The organism is Streptomyces sp. NPDC048419 (assembly GCF_043200415.1).
Classification (GTDB): domain Bacteria; phylum Actinomycetota; class Actinomycetes; order Streptomycetales; family Streptomycetaceae; genus Streptomyces.
Genome location: NZ_JBICXT010000001.1, coordinates 315,049 through 335,365, shown reverse-complemented (window position 1 = coordinate 335,365; position 20,317 = coordinate 315,049). Strand labels below are relative to the sequence as shown.

Below are 20,317 nucleotides of genomic sequence, written 5' to 3'. Positions count from 1 at the left end.
ACAAGGGAAGACGGTCATGACCACCACCTTCGGGACCCTCGAACCCGCCCTGTCGGTGCGCCAGGTGCTGACCCTGGAACGGGTGCTCGCCGGGGAGCCCGAGGTGGTGGCCGGCGCGGACCAGCTCGACCGGCCGGTGCGCTGGGTGCATGTCGCCGAGGCGCCCGACGTGGGCGTGATGCTCACCGGCGGCGAGATGGTGCTCACCACGGGGGTGCTGCTCGCCGGCGACGAGGAGAAGCAGGCCGAGTACATCCGCTCGCTGCACCGCGCGGAGGCGGCGGCGGTCGTGCTCGGCCTCGGGCGGGCGTTCCCCGCCGCGCCGGACGTGATGCGCCGCGCCGCCGAGCGCTGCGGGCTGCCGATGGTGGTCCTGCACCGGCCGTTCCCCTTCGCTGAGTTGACCGAGGAGGTCCAGGCCCGGCTGGTGCGGCGGAAGTTCGCCGCGGTCAGCCTCTCGGAGTCCGTGCGCACGGCCCTGACCGGACTCATCACGGCGGGCGCCCCGCTGCAGCCGCTCCTCGACGAGGTCGCCCAGCACAGCGCCTGCCCGGTCGTCGTCACCAACCTCGCCCACCGCGTCCTCGCCACGGCGGGGGAGCGGCCCGCCGTGGACGACGTGCTGCGCGACTGGGAGCGCATCGCCCGGCAGGCCGGCGGCAGCGAGGGCGACGGCTGGATCCGCGCCGAGCTCGGCGGGCGGGGCGAGCGCTGGGGCCGGATCATGCTGTGCGGCTACCGCGGCGACACCGCCACCGGGCGGCTGCTCGCCGACCGGGCCGCCGAGGCCCTCGTCCTGCACCGCATGCTCGGCGGCACCTCGGCGCACACCTGGGAGGAGCAGTCGGCGCAGAGCCTGCTGACCGACCTGGTCAGCGGTGTCGTACCGGCACGGCAGCTGCTGCCGCGCGCGCGTGCCGCCGGACTGCCGGTCAACCGGCGCACCTTCGTGCCGCTGGTCGTGCACGACGGGGAACCCGCCCAACTCGAGCGTGTGCTGCGGCTGCTGGGCCTGCCCGGTCTCGTCGCGGAGCTGGCCGACGGGGCCACCGCCGTCCTGCTCAGCCTCGCCCGCGACCAGGACGCGGCCGTGCTTGTGGCGAACTTCGCGGCCCGGATGCGCTCGGAGGCCGGCCGGACGGTGGTGGCCGCCGCCGACCCGCGGACCGCCTGGGACGACGTGCCGGTGGGACTGCGCGAGGCGCAGCACGTCGCCGACGCCGTCGCGGACTCCTCGTCCGCTCTCGACCTGCCGTGCGTGGTACGCCTCAAGGACGTTCATCTACGGGGCCTGATAAGGCTGTTGAGGGACGATCCACAGGTGCAGTCGTTCGCGGAGCGGGAGCTGGACGGGCTGCTGCGCCCGGACGGCGACGATCTGCTGTCCGTGCTGCGCACCTACCTCGCCACCGGCCGCAACAAGTCCCGCACCGCCCAGCTCCACCACGTCTCCCGGCCCGCGCTCTACCGCCGGCTGGAGGCCATACAGGGCCGGCTCGGCGTCGACCTCGACGACTTCGAGCAGGCCGCATCGGTACACATCGCGCTCCTCGCGCACGACGCGCAACAGGGCTGAAACACCTCACGACCTGGGAAAACGGCGGTGAAACATGGGATCGCGAAAGGGTGACACCGTGACACGCCGCCGGCCGGTATGCGTGACACCGTGCAACTCAAAGACGACTTCCGGACTTCCTACGCTTCCGGCACACCGAGCGACCGGAGGTCCCGATGAGCCGAGTGATCCGTGCCGCCCTCTTCCAGACAGCGTGGACGGGCGACAAGGAATCGATGATCCAGGTGCACGAGCAGGCGGCCCGCGACGCGGCCGCCCAGGGTGCCCAGGTGCTGTGCTTCCAGGAGTTGTTCTACGGGCCCTACTTCTGCCAGGTCCAGGACAAGGCCTTCTACGAGTACGCCGAGCGGATCCCGGACGGCCCGATCGTCAAGCGCTTCCAGGCGCTGGCCAAGGAGCTGGGCCTCGTCCTGATCCTGCCGATGTACGAGGAGGAGCAGCCGGGCGTCCTCTACAACACGGCCGCCGTGATCGACGCGGACGGCTCGTACCTCGGCAAGTACCGCAAGCACCACATCCCCCAAGTGCAGGGATTCTGGGAGAAGTTCTACTTCCGTCCTGGCAACAGCGGCTGGCCGGTCTTCGAGACCGCCGTCGGCAGGATCGCCGTCTACATCTGCTACGACCGCCACTTCCCGGAGGGCTGGCGGGCGTTGGGCCTCGGGGGAGCGGAGATCGTCTTCAACCCCTCTGCCACCTCGCGCGGACTCTCCCGCTACCTGTGGCAGCTGGAGCAGCCGGCGGCGGCCGTCGCCAACGAGTACTTCGTCGGCGCGATCAACCGGGTCGGCGTGGAGGAGCTGGGCGACAACGACTTCTACGGGACCTCGTACTTCGTGGACCCGGAGGCCCAGTTCGTCGGCGAGGTGGCCTCGGAGAAGGAGACCGAGCTGATCGTGCGCGACCTGGACCTGGCCAAGCTGCGCGAGGTACGCGACCGCTGGCAGTTCTTCCGCGACCGCCGCCCGGACGCGTACGAGCCGCTGACCGCACCCTGACCGAACCGTCCACCCTGGCAGGAGAGGGACCATGAGCAGCCGTACCGTCATCCGCGGTGGCCTCGTCATCACCGCCTCCGACGAGATGCACGCCGACGTCCTGATCGAGGACGGCCGTATCGCCGCACTCGCCGCCTCCGGCACCCCGGCCGCCGAGGCGTTCACGGCCGAGAGGGTCATGGACGCCACCGGCAAGTACGTCATCCCGGGCGGCGTCGACGCCCACACCCACATGGAGATGCCGTTCGGCGGCACCTACGCCGCCGACACCTTCGAGACCGGCACCCGGGCCGCCGCCTGGGGCGGCACGACGACCATCGTCGACTTCGCCATCCAGAGCGTCGGCCAGTCCCTGCGCGAGGGGCTCGACGCCTGGCACGCCAAGGCCGAGGGCAACTGCGCCGTCGACTACGGCTTCCACATGATCGTCTCCGACGTGAACGGCGAGACGCTCAAGGAGATGGACCTCCTCGTCGAGGAGGGCGTCACCTCCTTCAAGCAGTTCATGGCCTACCCGGGCGTCTTCTACAGCGACGACGGCCAGATCCTGCGCGCCATGCAGCGCGCCGCCGACAACGGCGGCCTGATCATGATGCACGCCGAGAACGGCATCGCGATCGACGTACTGGTGGAGCAGGCGCTGGCCCGCGGGGAGACCGACCCGCGCTTCCACGGGGAGGTCCGCAAGGCCCTGCTGGAGGCCGAGGCCACCCACCGGGCCATCAAGCTCGCGCAGGTCGCCGGGGCACCGCTCTACGTCGTGCACGTCTCCGCGGCGGAGGCGATCGCCGAGCTGGCCCGTGCGCGCGACGAGGGCCTGCCCGTCTACGGCGAGACCTGCCCGCAGTACCTCTTCCTGTCCACCGACAACCTCGCCGAGCCGGACTTCGAGGGCGCCAAGTACGTGTGCAGCACGCCGCTTCGGCCCAAGGAGCACCAGGCCGCGCTGTGGCGGGGCCTGCGTACCAACGACCTCCAGGTCGTCTCCACCGATCACTGCCCCTTCTGTTTCGTGGGCCAGAAGGAGCTCGGCAAGGGCGACTTCTCCAAGATCCCCAACGGTCTTCCGGGTGTCGAGAACCGTATGGACCTGCTCCACCAGGCCGTCGTCGACGGGCACATCAGCCGCCGCCGCTGGATCGAGATCGCCTGCGCCACCCCGGCCCGCATGTTCGGCATGTATCCCAAGAAGGGCACCATCGCGCCGGGCGCCGACGCGGACGTCGTCCTCTACGACCCGCAGGCCGAGCAGGTCCTGTCCGCCGGGACGCACCACATGAACGTCGACTACTCGGCGTACGAGGGCAGGCACATCACCGGCCGCGTCGACACGGTCCTCTCGCGCGGCGAAGTCGTCATCAACGAGCGGGAGTACACCGGACACGCAGGTCACGGCGTCTACACCCCGCGCTCCACCTGTCAGTACCTCAACTAGGAGTGGCGCCATGGACTTCGGACTCGTCCTGCAGACCGACCCGCCGGCCTCGAGGGTCGTGAGCCTGATGAAGCGCGCCGAGCGCAACGGCTTCACCCACGGCTGGACCTTCGACTCCGCCGTGCTGTGGCAGGAACCGTTCGTGATCTACAGTCAGATCCTCGCGAACACGCAGAAGCTGACGGTGGGCCCGATGGTCACCAACCCGGGCACGCGCACCTGGGAGGTCACCGCCTCCACCTTCGCCACCCTCAACGACATGTTCGGCAACCGCACCGTGTGCGGCATCGGCCGCGGGGACTCCGCGATGCGCGTCGCGGGCCGCAAACCCAACACCCTCGCCCGGATCAGCGAGGCCATGAAGGTCATCCGCGCGCTCGGCCGCGGCGAGGAGGCCGACCTCGGCGGCGGCACAGTCGTGAAGTTCCCCTGGATCAAGCCGGACGCCCAACTCCCGGTGTGGATGGCGGCGTACGGCCCGAAGGCCCTGAAGATGACCGGCGAGGAGGCCGACGGATTCATCCTCCAGCTGGCCGACCTCTACCTCACCGAGTACATGGTGAAGGCGGTCAAGGACGCGGCCGCCGCGGCCGGCCGCGACCCGGACGACGTCACCATCTGCGTCGCCGCGCCCGCCTACGTCACCGCCGACGACTCGCCCGAGGCGCTCGCCCACGCGCGCGAGCAGTGCCGCTGGTTCGGCGGGATGGTCGGCAACCACGTCGCCGACCTGGTCTCCAAGTACGGCGAGCACTCCTCCCAGGTCCCGGAGGAGCTCACCGACTACATCAAGTCCCGTGAGGGGTACGACTACTCCCACCACGGCCGCAGCGGAAACCCCGACACCCAGTTCGTCCCCGACGAGATCGTCGACCGCTTCTGCCTCATCGGGCCGGTCGAGCGGCACGTCGAGAAGCTGAACGCGCTGCGCGCGCTGGGCGTCGACCAGTTCGCCGTGTACGACATGCACGACGCGCAGGAGACCGTGATCGACGCCTACGGCGACAAGGTCATCCCGGCGGTCAACGCCTGACGTCCGCGGCACCCGCGCAGATCCACCGCCCCCCACTCCAGTTCTCCCCCTCCCCACCTCCCCGGGGAGGGGGCCGAAGACCGGAGACCCGCACGGCCTTTCCGGACCCCTTTGATCGATTGGCCTGCTCATGACCGACACCGCTCCCTCAGCCATACCGCCGGCAGCCCAAGTCACCCTGGACGACGGGCGCGTGGAGATCGCTCCCGGTTCACCCCTGCCCAGCGGTCCGTACGCGAACAAGGACCTGCTCCCGGTGCCCGTCGAAAGACGCACCTGGACCACGTACAACTTCTCCGCCCTGTGGGTCGGCATGGCCCACAACACGGCCTCCTGGACGCTGGCCTCCGGCCTGATCGCCGTCGGCATGGACTGGAAGCAGGCGGTGTTCACCATCGCCCTGGCCAATGTGATCGTGCTGGTCCCGATGCTGCTCACCGGTCACGCGGGACCGAAGTACGGCATCCCCTTCCCGGTCTTCGCGCGCGCCTCGTTCGGCGTCCGCGGTGCCAATCTGCCCGCCGTCGTACGGGCGTTGGTGGCGTGCGGCTGGTTCGGCATCCAGACCTGGATCGGCGGCGAGGCGATCTTCTTCCTGGCCGGCAAGCTGATCGGCAACGGCTGGTCGGACGCCGCGAAGATCGGCGGCCACCCCTGGACGATGTGGCTGTCGTTCGCGATCTTCTGGGTCATCCAGGTCGCCATCATCTACCGCGGCATGGAGACGATCCGCCGCTTCGAGAACTGGGCGGCGCCCTTCGTCATCGTCGGCGCGCTGGTGATGCTGATCTGGATGAGCAACAAGGCGGGCGGCTTCGGCCCGTTGCTCGACCAGCCCTCCAAGCTCGGCTGGGGCGGCGAGTTCTGGAAACTGTTCTGGCCGTCCCTCATGGGCATGATCGGCTTCTGGTCCACGCTGTCGCTGAACATCCCCGACTTCACCCGCTACGGCAAGAGCCAGAAGGCGCAGACCTGGGGCCAGGCGCTCGGCCTGCCGACCACGATGACGCTGTTCGCGTTCCTCTCGGTGCTGGTCACCTCCGGCTCGCAGGCCGTCTACGGCCAGACGATCTGGGACCCGGTCCAGCTCGCGTCCAAGACGGACAACGTCCTCGGCCTGCTGTACGCGCTGGTGACCGTGCTGGTGGCGACCCTCTCCGTGAACATCGCGGCCAACCTGGTCTCGCCGGCCTTCGACTTCTCCAACGTCGCGCCCCGGAAGGTGAGTTTCCGCTCCGGTGCGCTGATCACCGCGGTGCTCGCCGTGCTGATCTTCCCGTGGAAGCTGTACTCCGACCCGCAGGGCTACATCTTCACCTGGCTCGGACTGGTCGGCGGTCTGCTCGGCACGGTCGCCGGCATCCTCATCGCCGACTACTGGATCCTGCGCCGGGGCAAGCTGGACCTGGTCGACCTCTACCGCGCGGGCGGCCGTTACTGGTACGCGGGCGGCTGGAACTGGCGGGCCGTGGTGGCCTTCGTGGTGGGCGGCGTGCTCGCGATCGGCGGCGCGAACTTCAAGCCGCTGATCGACGGACGGCCCATCCCGGCGCTGAAGTCCCTTGCGGACTACGGCTGGGCGGTCGGCCTCGGCACCTCGATGGCGCTCTACCTGGTGCTGATGCTGCTGCGCGGACGGGACAGGGAGCGCACCGTCTGACGCGGAGCGCGGGGGCGGCCGGCGGGTCTCAGCTCGTCCGGCCGCTCTGCAGCGCGGCCACGGCCTCCTTGGCGGCCTTGATGGCGCCCTTGTTGATCTCGTCTGTGCCCGGCGCCTTCTTCGTCTCGAAGTCGCTGCCGTTGTAGGTGATGACCACCAGCACGTTGCCCACCCGGGAGATCACCACGCCCTCGCGCGTCTGCTGCTTGTTCTCCGTGGTCAGGTTCACGACGGAGTAGCCCTCGTCACCGAGTCCGGGAACAGCGCCTCCGCCGCTCTTGTCCGCGATGCGGTTCTTGTATGCGGTCTGTCCCGCATCGTCCGAGTTCATGACCTCGAAGGAGACGTCGAGCCAGCGGTAGTCGTAGCCGTCGAGCGCGTTCCAGGAGCAGGTGCGGCGCAGCTTCTCGTCCGTCGACTTGATCTCCTTGCCGGCCGTCTTGGCGCCCGGCACCAGCGATTTGAGCGTCTTGACGTCCACACTGCCGCACGGTGCGGGCGCGGAGGAGTACGACTTGCTCTGGGCCGTCGTGGCCGGGGCGGTGGCCGACTGGGTGCCGGTCTTCGGCGCGTCCTTGTGCTCGGCGGCCGGCGTCGCGGCGGGTCCGGACGACAGCGCCCAGCCGGCCGCCGCCAGCACGACGACCGGGGACAGACGCGCGGTCAGAGCGAGCGGCAGAGGAAAATCGCGCACGGCACACTTTTCGGTGGGGGACGGTGTGCGGAAGGGGTCCGCACTGCGGACGGGGCGCCAGTTTCACATGAGTCTCTGTGAGACGGAAGTGTCAACTCGCTCCGTGCACGCCTGGTTACCACCGGGTCACCGTGGGCGGGTGCGCGGCGGGCACGCTCCGTGGGCGGTTCGCGGTGATCAGCCAGACGTCGGCGCGCGAGGGGGTTTCGAGGGTGAGCGGCGTGATCTCGACGTACTCCCAGCCCTCCAGGGCCGTCCGGACACCTCCGGCCGGGCGGGGGCACGTGAACGCCAGGCGGCCGCCCGGCAGCAGCGCCCGCGCGAGATTGCGGAAGGCGGCCGCGGTGTCCGCGAAGGACGTCACGCCGCCCTGGCTGACGATGACGTCGTAGCCGCACGGCGGGAACGGGTGGACCTGCGCGTCCGCCACGAAGTACGTGGCGTTGTGGATCTTCTCCGCCGCCGTCAGCTCCTGTGCCCGCCGCAGCAGCGGCGCCGAGAGGTCGACGCCGACCGCGTACCCGCGCGAGGCCAGCCGGGCGGCGGTCCGGGTCGTGTCGCCGGCGCCGCAGCCGACGTCGAGGACCCGGTCGGCGGGCCGGACGCCCGCCGCCGCGAGCAGTGCGTCGCAGGACGTCCGGCGGAGACGGGCGCTCGTGGTCATGAGCCCTCCCGCGCGGCGTGCAGGGTGAAGGCGCTCTCGACGCGGTCCACGGCGGCGAACGCGCCGTGGGCGACGAGGCGGACGAGGTGTTCGTCGGTGTGCTCCGGCCGCCGCCAGGCCGTCACGTCCTCCTCCGTGATGCGGTACGGCGCGAGGGCCGCCAGCAGGGCCAGGCGAGTGCCGGGGCGCTCACGCCGGTCCGGGAGCCCCGCCCAGGACAGCGGCGGATGCGATCCGTCCCAGTCCCACAGAGCCTCCCGTACGAGGGCCTGGTCGTCGGCGTCGAGGAGGTCCGCGCCCGTCGCGGTCGCCGCGCGCAGCGCCGCGTAGGCTGGGCCGACGGTCGTGCCGGCCGCCCATGCGGGGCCCGGCGCCGGGTCGTCGAGCAGGGCGAGGGCCGCGCCGGGCACGGCACTGCGCCGGACGGTCCCGGCGAGCGAACGGCCCGCGAGGCTGCGCACCGGGCGCCACCGCTGGACGTTGCCCGGCAGCAGCCGCTCGGTCAGCAGGGCCGACACGATCCGGTTGATGAAGTGGAAGGCGAGCGCCGTGCCGATGTAGGCGGGGGCGTGTTCGAGCGGGAACGGGTACGGCATCAGCCCGGCGCCCGGCACGCGCGTGTGCTGTCCCCAGCTCAGCACACGCGCGTGCTCATCGCTCTCCGGCCGCTCGCCCCGCGCCAGCCGCTCGGCGAGCGCGTGGTCGCCGGTGGCGTGCAGCAGGACCGTGTGCGCGTCCACGCAGAACGGGCACTTGTTGGCGCGCGACACCCCGTACGCCGCCAGTTCCTTGCCGGTGCGGCTGCCCGCCCCGGCGATCAGCGACTCGCGCATCAACGCCCAGGCGGGGGCGAGGATTTCGGGCGCGGAGGACAGCACCACGAAGGTGGCGGCCTTGTCGATGCCGAAGTCGCGGGCGAGCTGCTCGTACACCTCGGCGACACGGCCGGTGGCCGCCCTGGGCGGCAGTGGTTCGGTGAAGCGGAAAGGTGTGGACATGTGCAGCAGCGTGCGCCCCGGGGCCGGCCGGCGTCGTCGTACGGCCGAATGCGGTGCGCCCTGCGACGGCCGGGTCACCGGCAGCCGGTTCTACTACGGCGGGAGTAGCGCGAGAGCCGTCCACAGGGCTGACGCCGTTGTCCGTACGGCCGTCTACTGTGCGGTCATGAGCGGGCACCGGGTCTCACGCGAGCGGCTCGCCGACGTGGCCTTCGCGGTCGCCGTCGGCGTCATCGTGCTGACCGCGGCCGCCTTCGACGCGGACACCACCGCCGTCGACTACGCGCTGCTCGCGGTGAGTTCGGCCGCGCTGGCCTTCTCCCGCAAGACCCCGCAGGCCGTGCTGGCGGTGTCGACGGTGAGCGGCAGCGCGTACGTCCTGCACGCCCACCCGGGACCGGCCGCGTCGCTGCCCGTCTTCGCCGCCGTCCTGGTGGCGGCCCGCGCGGGCCACCGCGGGTACGCGGCCGGGGCGAGCGGGGTGTTCGTGGCCGCGTACATCCCGACCGGGCCGACCACCCACGACGTCGTCGAGAGGACCGCGCTGCTCGCGGGCTGGTTCCTGTGCGCGGTGATCACGGGCATGGCGGACCGCAACTGGCAGGCGTATCTGCGCCAGACGGAACAGCGCGCCCTGGAGGCGGAGCGCACCCGCGAGGAGGCGGCCCTGCGCCGGGCCGGCGAGGAACGCCTGCGCATCGCGCGGGAGTTGCACGACTCGCTCACCCACAGCATCTCGATCGTCAAGCTCCAGGCGGGCGTCGCTGTCCACCTGGCCCGCAAGCGCGGCGAGGAGGTGCCGCCCGCGCTGCTCGCCATCCAGGACGCCAGCAGCGAGGCGATGCGCGAACTGCGCTCCACCCTGGAGGTGCTGCGCAGCGACGAGCCGACCGGCACGCCCGCGCTGCTGGTGGAGCGGGCCTGCGCGGCGGGCCTGGCCGCCGACCTCAAGGTGACCGGCGAGGTCGGACCCCTGCCTCCGGCGCTCGACCGCGCCGTCTACCGCATCGTCCAGGAGGCCCTGACGAACGCGGCCCGCCATGCGGGCCCCGCGAAGGTGCAGGTCCAACTGGCCTACGAGCCGGACGGGTTGACGATCACCGTGACCGACGACGGCACGGCCGACCCGTCCCGCCCGACCACACCCGGAGTGGGCCTGACCGGTATGCGCGAACGGGTCACGGCCCTCGCCGGCACCCTGCACACGGGCCCGCGCGCGGAGGGCGGGTTCGAGGTGCGGGCGCGGCTGCCGCTGGGGGAGGCCCGATGATCAGGGTGGCTCTCGTCGACGACCAGGCCCTCATGCGGGCGGGGTTCCGTGCGCTGCTGGAGGCCGAGGAGGGCATCGAGGTGGTGGGGGAGGCGTCCGACGGTGAGCGGGGCCTGGCGCTGGTGCGGGCGCACACGCCCGACATCGCGCTGATCGACGTGCAGATGCCGGTGATGACGGGCATCGAGGCCACCCGCCGGATCGCCGCCGACCCCGCGCTGGCGGCCGTACGCGTCGTCATCCTCACCAACTACGGCCTGGACGGGTACGTCTTCGAGGCGCTGCGCGCCGGTGCGAGCGGCTTCCTCCTCAAGGACACGGAACCGGCCGACCTGCTCCAGGCCATCCAGGTGGTGGCCCGCGGCGAGGCGCTGCTCTCGCCGTCGGTCACCCGCACGCTGATCGGCGAGTTCGTGTCCCGGCCGCCGGACCGGGCGACGGCGCCCGGGCTCGACTGCCTGACCCGGCGCGAGCGCGAGGTGACGGCCCTGGCCGCCCGGGGCCTGAGCAACGAGGAGATCGCGGCCCACATGGTCGTCAGCCCCTTCACGGCCAAGACCCACGTCAGCCGCGCGATGACCAAGCTGGGTGCGCGGGACCGGGCCCAACTCGTCGTCTTCGCCTACGAGTCGGGCCTGGTCTCGCCACGGCACGCCTGAGCGGCCGCCGCGCGCAGCGGTCAGGCGGCCGTACCGCCCGCGTAGTCGCCGGCGAACGTGGTCTCGACGGTGGTGGCCACGGACTGGGCCACCCCGGTGCCGGTCAGGACGATGCCCAGCTCGCGGTTGCCGGAGAGCGAGTTGCTGCTGATGTTCATCGAGCCCGCCTCCACCTCCTGGGTGGACAGCCCGTAGTCGGCGACCATGGCCTTGGCGTGGATGTAGAAGCCGTCGGGGTCGGAGTAGCCGACGACCTCGCCGCCGGCGTTCTTCACCGCGGTGACCTCGCTCGAGTAGGAGCCCGGGGTCTCCAGGACCACCCGTACGGCCACGCCCGCCTTCGCCCGCGCCACGATCGCGTCGACGACCGCGCTGTCGCTGAACTCCAGCTCCTCGACGTCGAGCGTCTTCGTCGCGCTGTTGATCACGGACAGCAGGCGGTTGCGGGAGTCGGTGGGCGACCAGAGGAGATGGTCGCCGTCGGTCGGGGTCACCGCGGTGCCGGCGTAGTCCGCGTCGAAGACCTTCTCGATCGCGGCGACGTCACGGGTGTCGTCGGTGAAGACGCCGTAGTCGCGGCCGGTCGCGTAGTACTGCGAGGTGAGATTGCCCGTGAGGACCAGCGACTTGGCGCCGTCGACCGTGATCGTCTTCTGGTGGGTGTAGACGAAGGAGGACGACGACCAGACCACGCCGACGCCCGCGTTCGTCAGGGACGTGTAGGCGGAGTTGTCGGCGCTCTTGTGCTGCCGGTCCAGGACGACCCGCACAGTGACGCCCTTGTTCCTCAGGGCTATGAGGTCGCTCACGGCGGTGGTGTCCTCCAGCTCGTACATCGTCATGTCGAGGGAGCTGGTGGCCGAGTTGATGAAGTCGTAGATGTCCGGCTCGCCGTCGCTCTGCGAGAAGGCGAACGCGGAGTAGCTCGCGGCGTTCGCGGGGACGGCGGTGGCGAGGACGGCGGCGCCGGCGGTCAGGGCGACACCCGCGCGGGCAAGGACCTTCCACAACATGCGTGACTCCTGGTCGAGTTGAAGCCCACGTGGGGGGTGGTGAGCGTGGGCATGACACCACGCGCGTAGAACGCGGAGAAGGACGGGCGGGGTGAACGCGTGATGTCCGGCAGTCGCGGCAACCGGACAAAGGGGACTTCGCCCAGGTGCAAGCCGGTTCATGGACTCCCCGCGAGAACGCAAAATCTTGGTGGGCGTGGGGGATGGGTAGCCTGCCGGGTGGACCCGAGCGCCGACCGGAGCTGCGAAGGCGCGTCAGCAGTGAGGTGAGAGATGCCGTTCACGACCCGGCCGACCTTGCAGGGCACCTTCGGGATGGTGTCCTCCACCCACTGGCTGGCCTCGCAGTCGGCGATGGCGGTGCTGGAGGCCGGCGGCAACGCCTACGACGCGGCCGTGGCGGGGGCGTTCGTGCTGCACGTCGTCGAGCCGCATCTCAACGGGCCGGCCGGCGAGGTGCCGATCCTGCTCGCCCCGGCGGGCGGCGAGGTGCGGGTGCTGTGCGGCCAGGGCGTCGCCCCGGCCGGGGCCACGGTCGCGCACTACCGGTCGCTCGGCCTGGACCTGGTCCCGGGCACGGGACCGCTCGCCGCCGCCGTGCCCGGCGCGTTCGACGCCTGGATGCTCCTGCTGCGCGACCACGGCACCAAGCCCCTCGCCGAGGTCCTCGCGTACGCGATCGGATACGCCGAGGACGGCCACGCGCCCGTGGAGAACGTCGGCGCGACCGTGGAGACCGTACGGGAACTCTTCGAGACGGAGTGGACCTCGTCGGCGGAGGTGTATCTCCCGGGCGGGAAGGCCCCGGGACCCGGCGAGCTCTTCCGCAACCCCGCCCTCGCCGCCACCTGGAAGCGGCTGCTCGCCGAGGTCGCGGACGCCGGGGACCGCCTCGCGCAGATCGAGGCCGCGCGCGAGGTGTGGCGATCCGGGTTCATCGCCGAGGCCCTGGTCCGGCAGGCGCGGCGGCCGACCATGGACACCAGCGGCGAGCGCCACGCGGGCACGCTGACGGCCGCCGACCTCGCCAGCTGGTCCGCGACCTACGAGACCCCGGCGACGTACGACTGGAAAGGCTGGACCGTGTGCAAGGCCGGGCCCTGGAGCCAGGGTCCCGCCTTCCTCCAGCAACTCGCCCTGCTCCCGCCCGAACTGCCCGAGTACGGCTCCGCCGACTACGTCCATCTGCTGATCGAGGGCTGCAAGCTCGCCATGGCCGACCGGGAGGCCTGGTACGGGGACGCCGCCGAGGTCCCGCTCGGCGACCTGCTGTCGGCGCACTACAACGCGGCCCGGCGCCACCTCGTCGGCGCCAAGGCCTCGCACGAGCTGCGCCCCGGCGGCCCCGGCGGACGCACCCCGCGGCTCAGCGCGCACGCGCACGTGATCGTCGGTGACGAGCCAGGATTCAGCCCCATGGGCGTCGGCGAACCGACCGTGGCCAAGCCGCCGGTCTCCCCGGTGCCGGGCGAGCCCCCGGTCGCGGCGGACGGCGGCACCCGCGGCGACACCTGCCACCTCGACGTCGTCGACCGCTGGGGCAACATGGTCGCCGCCACCCCCAGCGGCGGCTGGCTCCAGTCGAACCCCGTCGTGCCCGAACTCGGCTTCCCGCTCGGCACCCGGCTCCAGATGACCTGGCTGGACGAGGACCTGCCCAACGCGCTCACGCCCGGCCGCCGGCCCCGCACCACCCTCACGCCCTCGATCGCCCTGCGCGACGGCGTCCCCGTCATGGCCTTCGGCACCCCCGGCGGCGACCAGCAGGACCAGTGGCAGCTGCACTTCTTCCTGGCCGTCGCCCTGCGCGCCCAGGTCCGCGGGGGCCTCGACCTGCAGGGCGCGATCGACGCCCCGAACTGGCACAACGACAGCTTCCCCGGTTCGTTCTACCCGCGCGGCATGCGGCCGGGGAGCGTGACGGTGGAGTCCCGCATGGACGCCGGGGTCGTCGGGGAACTGCGGCGCCGGGGCCACGAGGTGACCGTCGGCGAGCCCTGGTCGGAGGGGCGGCTGTGCGCTGTCGCCCGCGATCCGGCCACCGGCGTCCTGTCGGCGGCCGCCAATCCGCGGGGCATGCAGGGGTATGCGGTGGGGCGCTGATCGCGGCCGCGGAGTTCACGCCGATTCCACCGCAGATCCACCCTCCCGGCGTGGATTGTCAGAGGCGCGTGCTCTCATGGAGACATGATCGAAGACAAGGAAACCATCGACGAGTTTCTCGCCCACCACTCGGCCGACGTGGAGGAGGCGGTCCGCAAGGCCGCCGCGGCCGAGATCATGCCCCGCTTCCGCAGCCTGGCCGCGCACGAGGTCGACCAGAAGAGCGGACCGCACGACCTGGTGACCGACGCCGACCGCCTCACCGAGCGGTATCTCACGGACGTGCTCGGCGGCCTCCTGCCCGGTTCCGTCGTCGTCGGCGAGGAGGCCGTGCACGCCGACCCGCAGGTGTACGAGGCGATACAGGGCGACGCCCCGGTCTGGATCGTCGACCCGGTCGACGGGACACGCCAGTTCGTGCACGGCGACCCCGGATTCTGCACACTGGTCGCGCTCGCCCGGCGCGGAGTCCTGCTCGCCTCCTGGACGTACATACCGGCCTCGGACCAGCTCGCCACCGCCGTGAGGGGACAGGGCGCCTTCCTCGACGGCCGGCGGCTGCACGCCGGTTCGCCCGACCCGGCACGCGGCCTCCAAGTGGCCACCTCCCACCCCGACTACACGACCGACGCGCAGAAGCGCGCCCTGATCGGCCTGTGGACCGACGGCGTCGCGTCGCGCGCCTGCGGCTCGGCCGGTCTGGAGTATCTGGCCGTCGCCCGGGGCGAGTTGGACGCCCTCGCCTTCAGCTGGGAAGCGGCTTGGGACCACGCCGCCGGCATCCTGCTGGTCGAGGAGGCGGGCGGCGCCCATCTGACGCTGACCGGCGATCCGTTCCGCATCACGGGCGGCAACGCCCTTCCGTTCACGGCCGCCCGCGACGCGGCGACGGCACGCCGGGTGAAGGGCCTGCTGTCGGACGTGGCGTGATCCGGGCGACCGTTCAGGACTGAACCACCCGCCTCGGGAGACCGCCGGCCCCCCGGCATATCCTGATCCTCAGTGGCCATCGGCTGACGAAGGGGTCCGAAGGTGCCGTCGATGCTCGATGCTGTCGTGGTGGGTGCGGGGCCGAACGGACTGACGGCCGCCGTGGAGCTGGCCCGCCGCGGCTTCTCCGTGGCGGTCTTCGAGGCCCGCGACACAGTCGGCGGCGGAGCCCGCACCGAAGAGCTCACCCTGCCCGGCTTCCGGCACGACCCCTGTTCCTCGGCCCACCCGCTGGGCATCAACTCCCCGGCGTTCCGCGCCCTGCCCCTGGAGCGGTACGGCCTGGAGTGGCTGCACCCCGAGCTGCCCATGGCCCACCCCTTCACCGACGGCAGCGCCGCCGTGCTGTCCCGTTCGGTGGCCGAGACGGCGGCCTCGTTCGGCCCGCGGGACGCGGGCGCGTACCGCAGGCTGGTCGAGCCGTTCCTGCCCAAGTGGGACACCCTGACGCGGGACTTCATGTCCCTGCCGGGCACCGCGCTGCCGCGCGACCCGGTGACCCTCGCCCGCTTCGGCCTGGTCGGCCTGCCCCCGTCGACCTGGCTGACCCGCCGCTTCCACGACGAGCCCGCCAAGACCCTGTTCGCGGGCCTCGTCGCGCATGTCATGGCACCCCTGACGGGCCTGGCCACCGGCGCCATCGGCCTGGTCTTCGCGCTCGCCGCGCACGCCCGCGGCTGGCCCGTGGCCCGCGGCGGCTCCCAGTCCATCTCGGACGCGCTCACCGCGTACCTGAAGGACCTGGACGGCGTGGTCCACACGGACTACGAGGTCAAGCGCCTCGACGACCTGCCGCCCGCGCGCGCGTACGTCTTCGACACCTCACCCACCGCGCTGGCCCGTATCGCGGGCTTCGGCCGCTACTACGAGGGCTACCGCTACGGCCCGGGCGTCTTCAAGGTCGACTACGCGCTGGACGGCCCGGTCCCGTGGACCGCCCAGGAGGCCCGCACCGCCGGCACCGTGCAGATCGGAGCGGACAGCGCCGAGATCGGCACCGCGCTGCGGGAGGCCTCCCGGGAGGGCCGGGCGCCCGAGCGGCCGTTCATGATCACGGTTCAGCCCAGCGTCGTCGACCCCGGCCGCGCACCCGACGGCAAGCACGTCTTCTGGGCCTACGGCCATGTCCCGAGCGGCTGGACCGGCGACCTCACCGACGCCATGGAGCGTCAACTGGAGCGCTTCGCACCGGGGTTCCGCGACCGCGTCCTCGCCCGCGCCACGGCCGGCCCGCCCGAGATGGCCGCCCGCAACCACAACTACATCGGCGGGGACATCGGCACCGGCGCGGTCTCCGGCCTGCAGACCCTGCTGCGCCCCAAGCTCTCCCTCTCGCCGTACAGCACCCCGCATCCGGCCATTTTCATCTGCTCGTCGGCGACCCCGCCCGGCCCCGGGGTACACGGCATGTCCGGGCACAACGCCGCGAAGGCCGTCTGGAAGAGGCTGAGGCAGACATGACCACCATCACGCTCGCCCAGGGCGACATCACACGCGAGAGCGTCGACGCGATCGTCAACGCCGCGAACTCCTCCCTGCTCGGCGGCGGAGGCGTCGACGGCGCCATCCACCGCCGCGGCGGCCCGGCGATCCTCGAGGAGTGCCGCAAGCTGCGCGCATCGAGGTACGGCAAGGGCCTGCGCACCGGCCAGGCGGTCGCCACCACCGCGGGCGACCTGGACGCACGCTGGGTGATCCACACCGTGGGTCCGGTCTGGTCCGCGGGCGAGGACCGTTCCGGGCTGCTGGTCTCCTGCTACCGCGAGTCCCTCCGTGTCGCTGACGAGCTCGGCGCCCGTACGGTCGCGTTCCCCGCCGTCTCCACCGGCATCTACGGCTGGCCGATGGACGACGGAGCCCGCATCGCGGTGGAGACGGTCCGGGCCGCGGACACATCCGTCCAGGAGGTCCGGTTCGTGCTCTTCGACGAGCGGGCCTACGAGGCGTTCGAGGCGCGGACCCGCTGACGCGGAGCCGGTAGCGGGGGAGCGGCGCCGTTCACGCGCTGCCGTCCCCGTCCGGCCGGGCGTCATCAAGGAGCGAGCGCAGCAGCTGCTCGTCCGCGGGGCTCAGATCGGAGACGAAGCGGGCGAGGACGGTGCCGCGGTCGGCGTCCTTGTCGAGTTCGGCGTGCATCCGGCGGGCCGTGAGGCCGTGCGAGTCCTGGGCCGGTGCGTAGGCGTAGCCGCGGCCCGAGCGCGCGCGGGTCACCGCGCCCTTGGCGTGCAGACGCGTGAGGATCGTCGTCACCGTCGTACGCGCGAGGCCGCCGCCGACCTCCTTCTGGACGGCGCCGGGCGTGAGCGCCTTGCCGGCGGACCACAGCGCGGCGAGTACGCTCGCCTCCAGCTCGCCGGCCGGCCGGCGGTCCGTGCGCCCGTCGACCGGCTCGTCACTCTGCCAATCGGACATGGGAACGCTCCTCGGCTCTCATTCGTCTACAGTGCGGTAGACGGTCTACGTGACTGTAGTCGTTCGGTGCGGGCCCGTGCCCGCTCCGTCCACGTCCCAGTATGAGAGGGGTCGTCTCCGTGGCAGCTGCCCACATGGCCGTGACCCAGGCGGTGAACGTCCTGGACGCCGGTTCCCTGCTGTCCGCGTTCGGTGCTCTCGGCGTCGCCGTCGTGATGTTCGCCGAGACCGGACTGCTGGTCGGCTTCTTCCTGCCCGGCGACTCCCTGCTGTTCACGGCCGGACTGCTGTGCGCCGGTGACTCCGACAGATCCGTCCATCTCTCGCTCTGGCAGGTGCTGGTGGCCGCCGTCGTCGGTGCGCTCCTCGGCGCCCAGACGGGGTACTGGCTCGGGCGCCGCGGCGGCCGGGCCCTGCTGGCGCGCAGCAGATCGAAGAAGCTGCACGAGGGCGCGGAGCGGGCCGAGCAGTTGCTCGAGCGCTACGGCCACGCCAAGGCGGTGGTCCTGGCCCGCTTCGTGCCGATCGTGCGCACCGTGCTGAACCCCCTGGCCGGTGCGCTGGAGGTGCCGGTGCGGGTCTTCACCGTGTGGCAGGTGGTGGGCGGCCTGGTGTGGACGATCGGCCTGACACTGGGCGGCTATGCGCTGGGTTCCTCGGTGCCGAACGTCGACCACTACCTGCTGCCGATGGTCGCGCTCGTGGTCCTCGTCTCCCTGACCCCGATCGCCCTGGAGGCGCGCCGCGCGCGTGCCCGCCGTGCTTCCGAGGGGACCTCGTCCTGACCGGCGGCAAGGGCCGGTGACCGCACTGACCGCCGCCGGGTATGCGCCGTAATGTGGAGCCATGGCCGGCGCGACTCCTCGCGACAGGGCCGTACGACGCGGCCCGGGCGAGCTGGAGAGCGAGATCCTCGCCACCCTGTGGGCGACGGACCGCGCCCTCACGCCGGCCGAGATCCAGGTCTGTCTGTGCGGCGGCCTCGCCTACAACACCGTGCACACGATCCTGCGGCGCCTGCACGACAAGGGCCTCGTCCTGCGGGACGCCGACGGCAGGCGCGGCGCCTACCGGCCGGTGAAGAACGCCGCCCAGCTGACCGCCGAGGCCATGCACCGCGCCCTGGCCCGCGGTCCCGACCCGATCGCCGCCCTCCAGCACTTCGTGACCGGCCTGACCTCGGCGGAGGAGGCCGCCCTGCGCGCTCTCCTCGACGAGAGCGGGGCATGAGGCGGCAGGCGATCCGGGCCGCTCCAGCGCATGCGAGGTTGATGTCGGATTCTCGCCAGCCCCGGGCCCGCCCGTCCCCGATGCTGGACGTATGCAGAACGGGATGCACACCGACCGAGAGCGCTGCGTGCGCGCCGTCCAGTCCAAGGACGCGCGCTTCGACGGATGGTTCTTCACGGCGGTCCTGACGACCCGCATCTACTGCCGGCCCAGCTGCCCCGTCGTCCCGCCCAAGCCCGAGAACATGACCTTCTACCCGAGCGCGGCCGCCTGCCAGCAGGCCGGATTCCGGGCCTGCAAGCGCTGCCGCCCCGACACCAGCCCCGGCTCACCGGAGTGGAACCGGCGGGCCGACCTCGTGGCCCGCGCGATGCGCCTGATCGCCGACGGCGTCGTGGACCGCGAGGGCGTCCCGGGCCTCGCCGCCCGCCTCGGCTACAGCACCCGGCAGATCGAACGCCAGCTGCTCGCCGAGCTGGGCGCCGGCCCGCTCGCCCTGGCCCGTGCCCAACGAGCCCAGACCGCCCGCCTGCTGATCGAGACGACGACGCTGCCGATGGCCGAGGTCGCCTTCGCCGCCGGCTTCTCCTCGATCCGCACCTTCAACGACACCGTGCGCGAGGTCTTCGCCCTGGCGCCGAGTGAACTGCGGGCCCGGCTGCCGAAGAAGAGCGCGCCGGCCGGCACACCGGGCGCGCTGACGCTCCGCCTGCCCTTCCGTACCCCGCTCAACCCCGACAACCTCTTCGGCCACCTCGCGGCCACCGCCGTACCCGGCGTGGAGGAGTGGCGGGACGGCGCCTACCGCCGCACGCTCCGCCTGCCGTACGGCCACGGCATCGTGACGCTGGCGCCCGAGCCCGACCACATCGCCTGCCGGCTCACCCTCGGCGACCTGCGCGACCTCACCGTCGCCATCAGCCGCTGCCGCCGCATGCTCGACCTGGACGCCGATCCGGTCGCGATCGACGACCAGCTGCGCACGGACCCCCTGCTCGCCCCGCTGGTCGACAAGGCCCCGGGCCGGCGCGTCCCGCGCACGGTCGACGAGGCGGAGTTCGCCGTCCGGGCCGTGCTCGGCCAGCAGGTCTCGACGGCCGCGGCCCGCACCCACGCGGCCCGCCTCGTCACGGCGCACGGCGACCCGGTGGAGGACCCCGAGGGCGGCCTCACCCACGTCTTCCCGACCCCCGACGCGCTCGCCGCCGTGGACCCGGAGTCTTTGGCGATGCCGCGGACGCGCCGCACCACCTTCACCACTCTCGTACGTCAACTCGCGGACCGCACCCTCCACTTGGGGCCGGAGAGCGACTGGCCTCAGACCCGCGCCCGGCTCCTGGCCCTGCCCGGCTTCGGCCCCTGGACGGTCGACGTCATCGCCATGCGTGCCCTCGGCGACCCCGACGCCTTCCTCCCCACCGACCTCGGCATCCGCCGCGCCGCCCAGGAGCTGGGCCTCCCGTCCACCCCGGCGGCCCTCACCGCCCGCGCGGCGGCCTGGCGCCCCTGGCGGGCATACGCCGTCCAGTACCTGTGGGCGACGGACAGCCACCCGATCAACTTCCTCCCGGTGTAAGGACGT

19 protein-coding genes are annotated in these 20,317 nt (G+C 72.1%); 14 read left to right on the top strand and 5 right to left on the bottom strand.

Translation table 11 applies throughout. From position 1 onward, the window contains the following. Positions 1 to 16 precede the first annotated feature (16 nt). The 5 genes from ACGFYN_RS01455 to ACGFYN_RS01435 all read left to right on the top strand — a co-directional run bounded on the left by ACGFYN_RS01455 (position 17) and on the right by ACGFYN_RS01435 (position 6,702). Entirely contained in the window at positions 17 to 1,576 is a 1,560-nt protein-coding gene (locus tag ACGFYN_RS01455) for a PucR family transcriptional regulator (protein ID WP_393863660.1), read from the top strand. Positions 1,577 to 1,731: 155 nt separating this feature from the next. Further along, positions 1,732 to 2,574 carry a nitrilase-related carbon-nitrogen hydrolase gene (locus ACGFYN_RS01450; protein ID WP_393863659.1) on the top strand — a complete coding sequence of 281 codons (843 nt, stop codon included), beginning with the start codon at positions 1,732 to 1,734 and terminating at the stop codon, positions 2,572 to 2,574. 31 nt (positions 2,575 to 2,605) lie between these two features. Continuing rightward, positions 2,606 to 4,009, top strand: coding sequence for a dihydropyrimidinase (gene hydA, locus ACGFYN_RS01445; protein WP_393863658.1), 1,404 nt, complete (start codon positions 2,606 to 2,608; stop codon positions 4,007 to 4,009). 10 nt (positions 4,010 to 4,019) lie between these two features. Continuing rightward, positions 4,020 to 5,042: a TIGR03842 family LLM class F420-dependent oxidoreductase gene (locus ACGFYN_RS01440; protein WP_393863657.1), complete on the top strand. Its 1,023-nt coding sequence runs from the start codon at positions 4,020 to 4,022 to the stop codon at positions 5,040 to 5,042. A gap of 130 nt (positions 5,043 to 5,172) precedes the next feature. After that, a complete protein-coding gene (locus tag ACGFYN_RS01435; protein WP_393863656.1) occupies positions 5,173 to 6,702 on the top strand; it encodes an NCS1 family nucleobase:cation symporter-1 in 1,530 nt (509 codons plus the stop codon). Positions 6,703 to 6,730: 28 nt separating this feature from the next. Here the strand turns inward: ACGFYN_RS01435 and ACGFYN_RS01430 are convergent, their stop codons facing one another. The 3 genes from ACGFYN_RS01430 to ACGFYN_RS01420 form a co-directional block, all read right to left on the bottom strand. Next, a complete protein-coding gene (locus tag ACGFYN_RS01430; protein ID WP_393863655.1) occupies positions 6,731 to 7,396 on the bottom strand; it encodes a hypothetical protein in 666 nt (221 codons plus the stop codon). Between the two features lie 115 nt (positions 7,397 to 7,511). Continuing rightward, on the bottom strand, positions 7,512 to 8,060 hold the full coding sequence (locus tag ACGFYN_RS01425; protein WP_393863654.1) for a class I SAM-dependent methyltransferase: 549 nt from the start codon (positions 8,058 to 8,060) through the stop codon (positions 7,512 to 7,514). After that, the gene (locus ACGFYN_RS01420; protein ID WP_393863653.1) at positions 8,057 to 9,058 is read right to left on the bottom strand and encodes a carboxymuconolactone decarboxylase family protein; all 1,002 of its coding nucleotides are present in this window, start codon (positions 9,056 to 9,058) and stop codon (positions 8,057 to 8,059) included. The genes ACGFYN_RS01425 and ACGFYN_RS01420 overlap by 4 nt, the downstream gene beginning before the upstream one ends. A gap of 166 nt (positions 9,059 to 9,224) precedes the next feature. On the opposite strand from ACGFYN_RS01420, the gene ACGFYN_RS01415 reads away from it, so the two are divergent. Both ACGFYN_RS01415 and ACGFYN_RS01410 read left to right on the top strand, forming a co-directional pair. Further along, entirely contained in the window at positions 9,225 to 10,328 is a 1,104-nt protein-coding gene (locus tag ACGFYN_RS01415; protein WP_393863652.1) for a sensor histidine kinase, read from the top strand. Then, positions 10,325 to 10,987, top strand: a complete 663-nt coding sequence (locus ACGFYN_RS01410; RefSeq protein WP_393863651.1) for a response regulator — start codon at positions 10,325 to 10,327, stop codon at positions 10,985 to 10,987. The genes ACGFYN_RS01415 and ACGFYN_RS01410 overlap by 4 nt, the downstream gene beginning before the upstream one ends. A 20-nt stretch (positions 10,988 to 11,007) precedes the next feature. On the opposite strand, the gene ACGFYN_RS01405 is transcribed toward ACGFYN_RS01410, so the two are convergent. Further along, the gene (locus tag ACGFYN_RS01405) at positions 11,008 to 12,000 is read right to left on the bottom strand and encodes a phospholipase D-like domain-containing protein (protein ID WP_393863650.1); all 993 of its coding nucleotides are present in this window, start codon (positions 11,998 to 12,000) and stop codon (positions 11,008 to 11,010) included. Positions 12,001 to 12,273: 273 nt separating this feature from the next. On the opposite strand from ACGFYN_RS01405, the gene ACGFYN_RS01400 reads away from it, so the two are divergent. From ACGFYN_RS01400 to ACGFYN_RS01385, 4 genes are all read left to right on the top strand, one after another. Beyond that, a complete protein-coding gene (locus tag ACGFYN_RS01400) occupies positions 12,274 to 14,103 on the top strand; it encodes a gamma-glutamyltransferase family protein (protein ID WP_393863649.1) in 1,830 nt (609 codons plus the stop codon). An 84-nt stretch (positions 14,104 to 14,187) separates the two neighbouring features. Beyond that, positions 14,188 to 15,033, top strand: a complete 846-nt coding sequence (locus ACGFYN_RS01395) for an inositol monophosphatase family protein (protein WP_393863648.1) — start codon at positions 14,188 to 14,190, stop codon at positions 15,031 to 15,033. A gap of 111 nt (positions 15,034 to 15,144) precedes the next feature. Then, entirely contained in the window at positions 15,145 to 16,554 is a 1,410-nt protein-coding gene (locus ACGFYN_RS01390; protein WP_393863647.1) for a phytoene desaturase family protein, read from the top strand. Continuing rightward, positions 16,551 to 17,060 (top strand): O-acetyl-ADP-ribose deacetylase, encoded by a 510-nt coding sequence (locus tag ACGFYN_RS01385; protein ID WP_393863646.1) that lies wholly within the window; start codon positions 16,551 to 16,553, stop codon positions 17,058 to 17,060. Before ACGFYN_RS01390 ends, ACGFYN_RS01385 begins: the two co-directional genes overlap by 4 nt. Before the next feature lie 31 nt (positions 17,061 to 17,091). Here ACGFYN_RS01385 and ACGFYN_RS01380 read toward each other — a convergent pair whose 3' ends face one another. Then, on the bottom strand, positions 17,092 to 17,505 hold the full coding sequence (locus ACGFYN_RS01380) for a BlaI/MecI/CopY family transcriptional regulator (RefSeq protein WP_393863645.1): 414 nt from the start codon (positions 17,503 to 17,505) through the stop codon (positions 17,092 to 17,094). A 134-nt stretch (positions 17,506 to 17,639) separates the two neighbouring features. Here ACGFYN_RS01380 and ACGFYN_RS01375 point away from each other — a divergent pair, with 134 nt between their 5' ends. The 3 genes from ACGFYN_RS01375 to ACGFYN_RS01365 all read left to right on the top strand — a co-directional run bounded on the left by ACGFYN_RS01375 (position 17,640) and on the right by ACGFYN_RS01365 (position 20,311). Then, complete coding sequence (locus tag ACGFYN_RS01375; RefSeq protein ID WP_393864143.1) at positions 17,640 to 18,290, top strand: DedA family protein; 651 nt, start codon at positions 17,640 to 17,642, stop codon at positions 18,288 to 18,290. Between the two features lie 61 nt (positions 18,291 to 18,351). Next, positions 18,352 to 18,735, top strand: coding sequence for a BlaI/MecI/CopY family transcriptional regulator (locus tag ACGFYN_RS01370; RefSeq protein WP_393863644.1), 384 nt, complete (start codon positions 18,352 to 18,354; stop codon positions 18,733 to 18,735). A gap of 103 nt (positions 18,736 to 18,838) precedes the next feature. Then, positions 18,839 to 20,311, top strand: a complete 1,473-nt coding sequence (locus tag ACGFYN_RS01365) for a DNA-3-methyladenine glycosylase 2 family protein (RefSeq protein ID WP_393863643.1) — start codon at positions 18,839 to 18,841, stop codon at positions 20,309 to 20,311. Positions 20,312 to 20,317: the final 6 nt, after the last annotated feature.

Bases quoted from the DNA above. Each gene is read 5' to 3' on its own strand.
- ACGFYN_RS01455 (WP_393863660.1), top strand. From the start codon at position 17: ATGACCACCACCTTCGGGACCCTCGAACCCGCCCTGTCGGTGCGCCAG.
- ACGFYN_RS01450 (WP_393863659.1), top strand. From the start codon at position 1,732: ATGAGCCGAGTGATCCGTGCCGCCCTCTTCCAGACAGCGTGGACGGGC.
- hydA (WP_393863658.1), top strand. From the start codon at position 2,606: ATGAGCAGCCGTACCGTCATCCGCGGTGGCCTCGTCATCACCGCCTCC.
- ACGFYN_RS01440 (WP_393863657.1), top strand. From the start codon at position 4,020: ATGGACTTCGGACTCGTCCTGCAGACCGACCCGCCGGCCTCGAGGGTC.
- ACGFYN_RS01435 (WP_393863656.1), top strand. From the start codon at position 5,173: ATGACCGACACCGCTCCCTCAGCCATACCGCCGGCAGCCCAAGTCACC.
- ACGFYN_RS01425 (WP_393863654.1), bottom strand. From the start codon at position 8,060: ATGACCACGAGCGCCCGTCTCCGCCGGACGTCCTGCGACGCACTGCTC.
- ACGFYN_RS01420 (WP_393863653.1), bottom strand. From the start codon at position 9,058: ATGTCCACACCTTTCCGCTTCACCGAACCACTGCCGCCCAGGGCGGCC.
- ACGFYN_RS01415 (WP_393863652.1), top strand. From the start codon at position 9,225: ATGAGCGGGCACCGGGTCTCACGCGAGCGGCTCGCCGACGTGGCCTTC.
- ACGFYN_RS01410 (WP_393863651.1), top strand. From the start codon at position 10,325: ATGATCAGGGTGGCTCTCGTCGACGACCAGGCCCTCATGCGGGCGGGG.
- ACGFYN_RS01405 (WP_393863650.1), bottom strand. From the start codon at position 12,000: ATGTTGTGGAAGGTCCTTGCCCGCGCGGGTGTCGCCCTGACCGCCGGC.
- ACGFYN_RS01400 (WP_393863649.1), top strand. From the start codon at position 12,274: ATGCCGTTCACGACCCGGCCGACCTTGCAGGGCACCTTCGGGATGGTG.
- ACGFYN_RS01395 (WP_393863648.1), top strand. From the start codon at position 14,188: ATGATCGAAGACAAGGAAACCATCGACGAGTTTCTCGCCCACCACTCG.
- ACGFYN_RS01390 (WP_393863647.1), top strand. From the start codon at position 15,145: ATGCTCGATGCTGTCGTGGTGGGTGCGGGGCCGAACGGACTGACGGCC.
- ACGFYN_RS01385 (WP_393863646.1), top strand. From the start codon at position 16,551: ATGACCACCATCACGCTCGCCCAGGGCGACATCACACGCGAGAGCGTC.
- ACGFYN_RS01380 (WP_393863645.1), bottom strand. From the start codon at position 17,505: ATGTCCGATTGGCAGAGTGACGAGCCGGTCGACGGGCGCACGGACCGC.
- ACGFYN_RS01375 (WP_393864143.1), top strand. From the start codon at position 17,640: ATGGCCGTGACCCAGGCGGTGAACGTCCTGGACGCCGGTTCCCTGCTG.
- ACGFYN_RS01370 (WP_393863644.1), top strand. From the start codon at position 18,352: ATGGCCGGCGCGACTCCTCGCGACAGGGCCGTACGACGCGGCCCGGGC.
- ACGFYN_RS01365 (WP_393863643.1), top strand. From the start codon at position 18,839: ATGCACACCGACCGAGAGCGCTGCGTGCGCGCCGTCCAGTCCAAGGAC.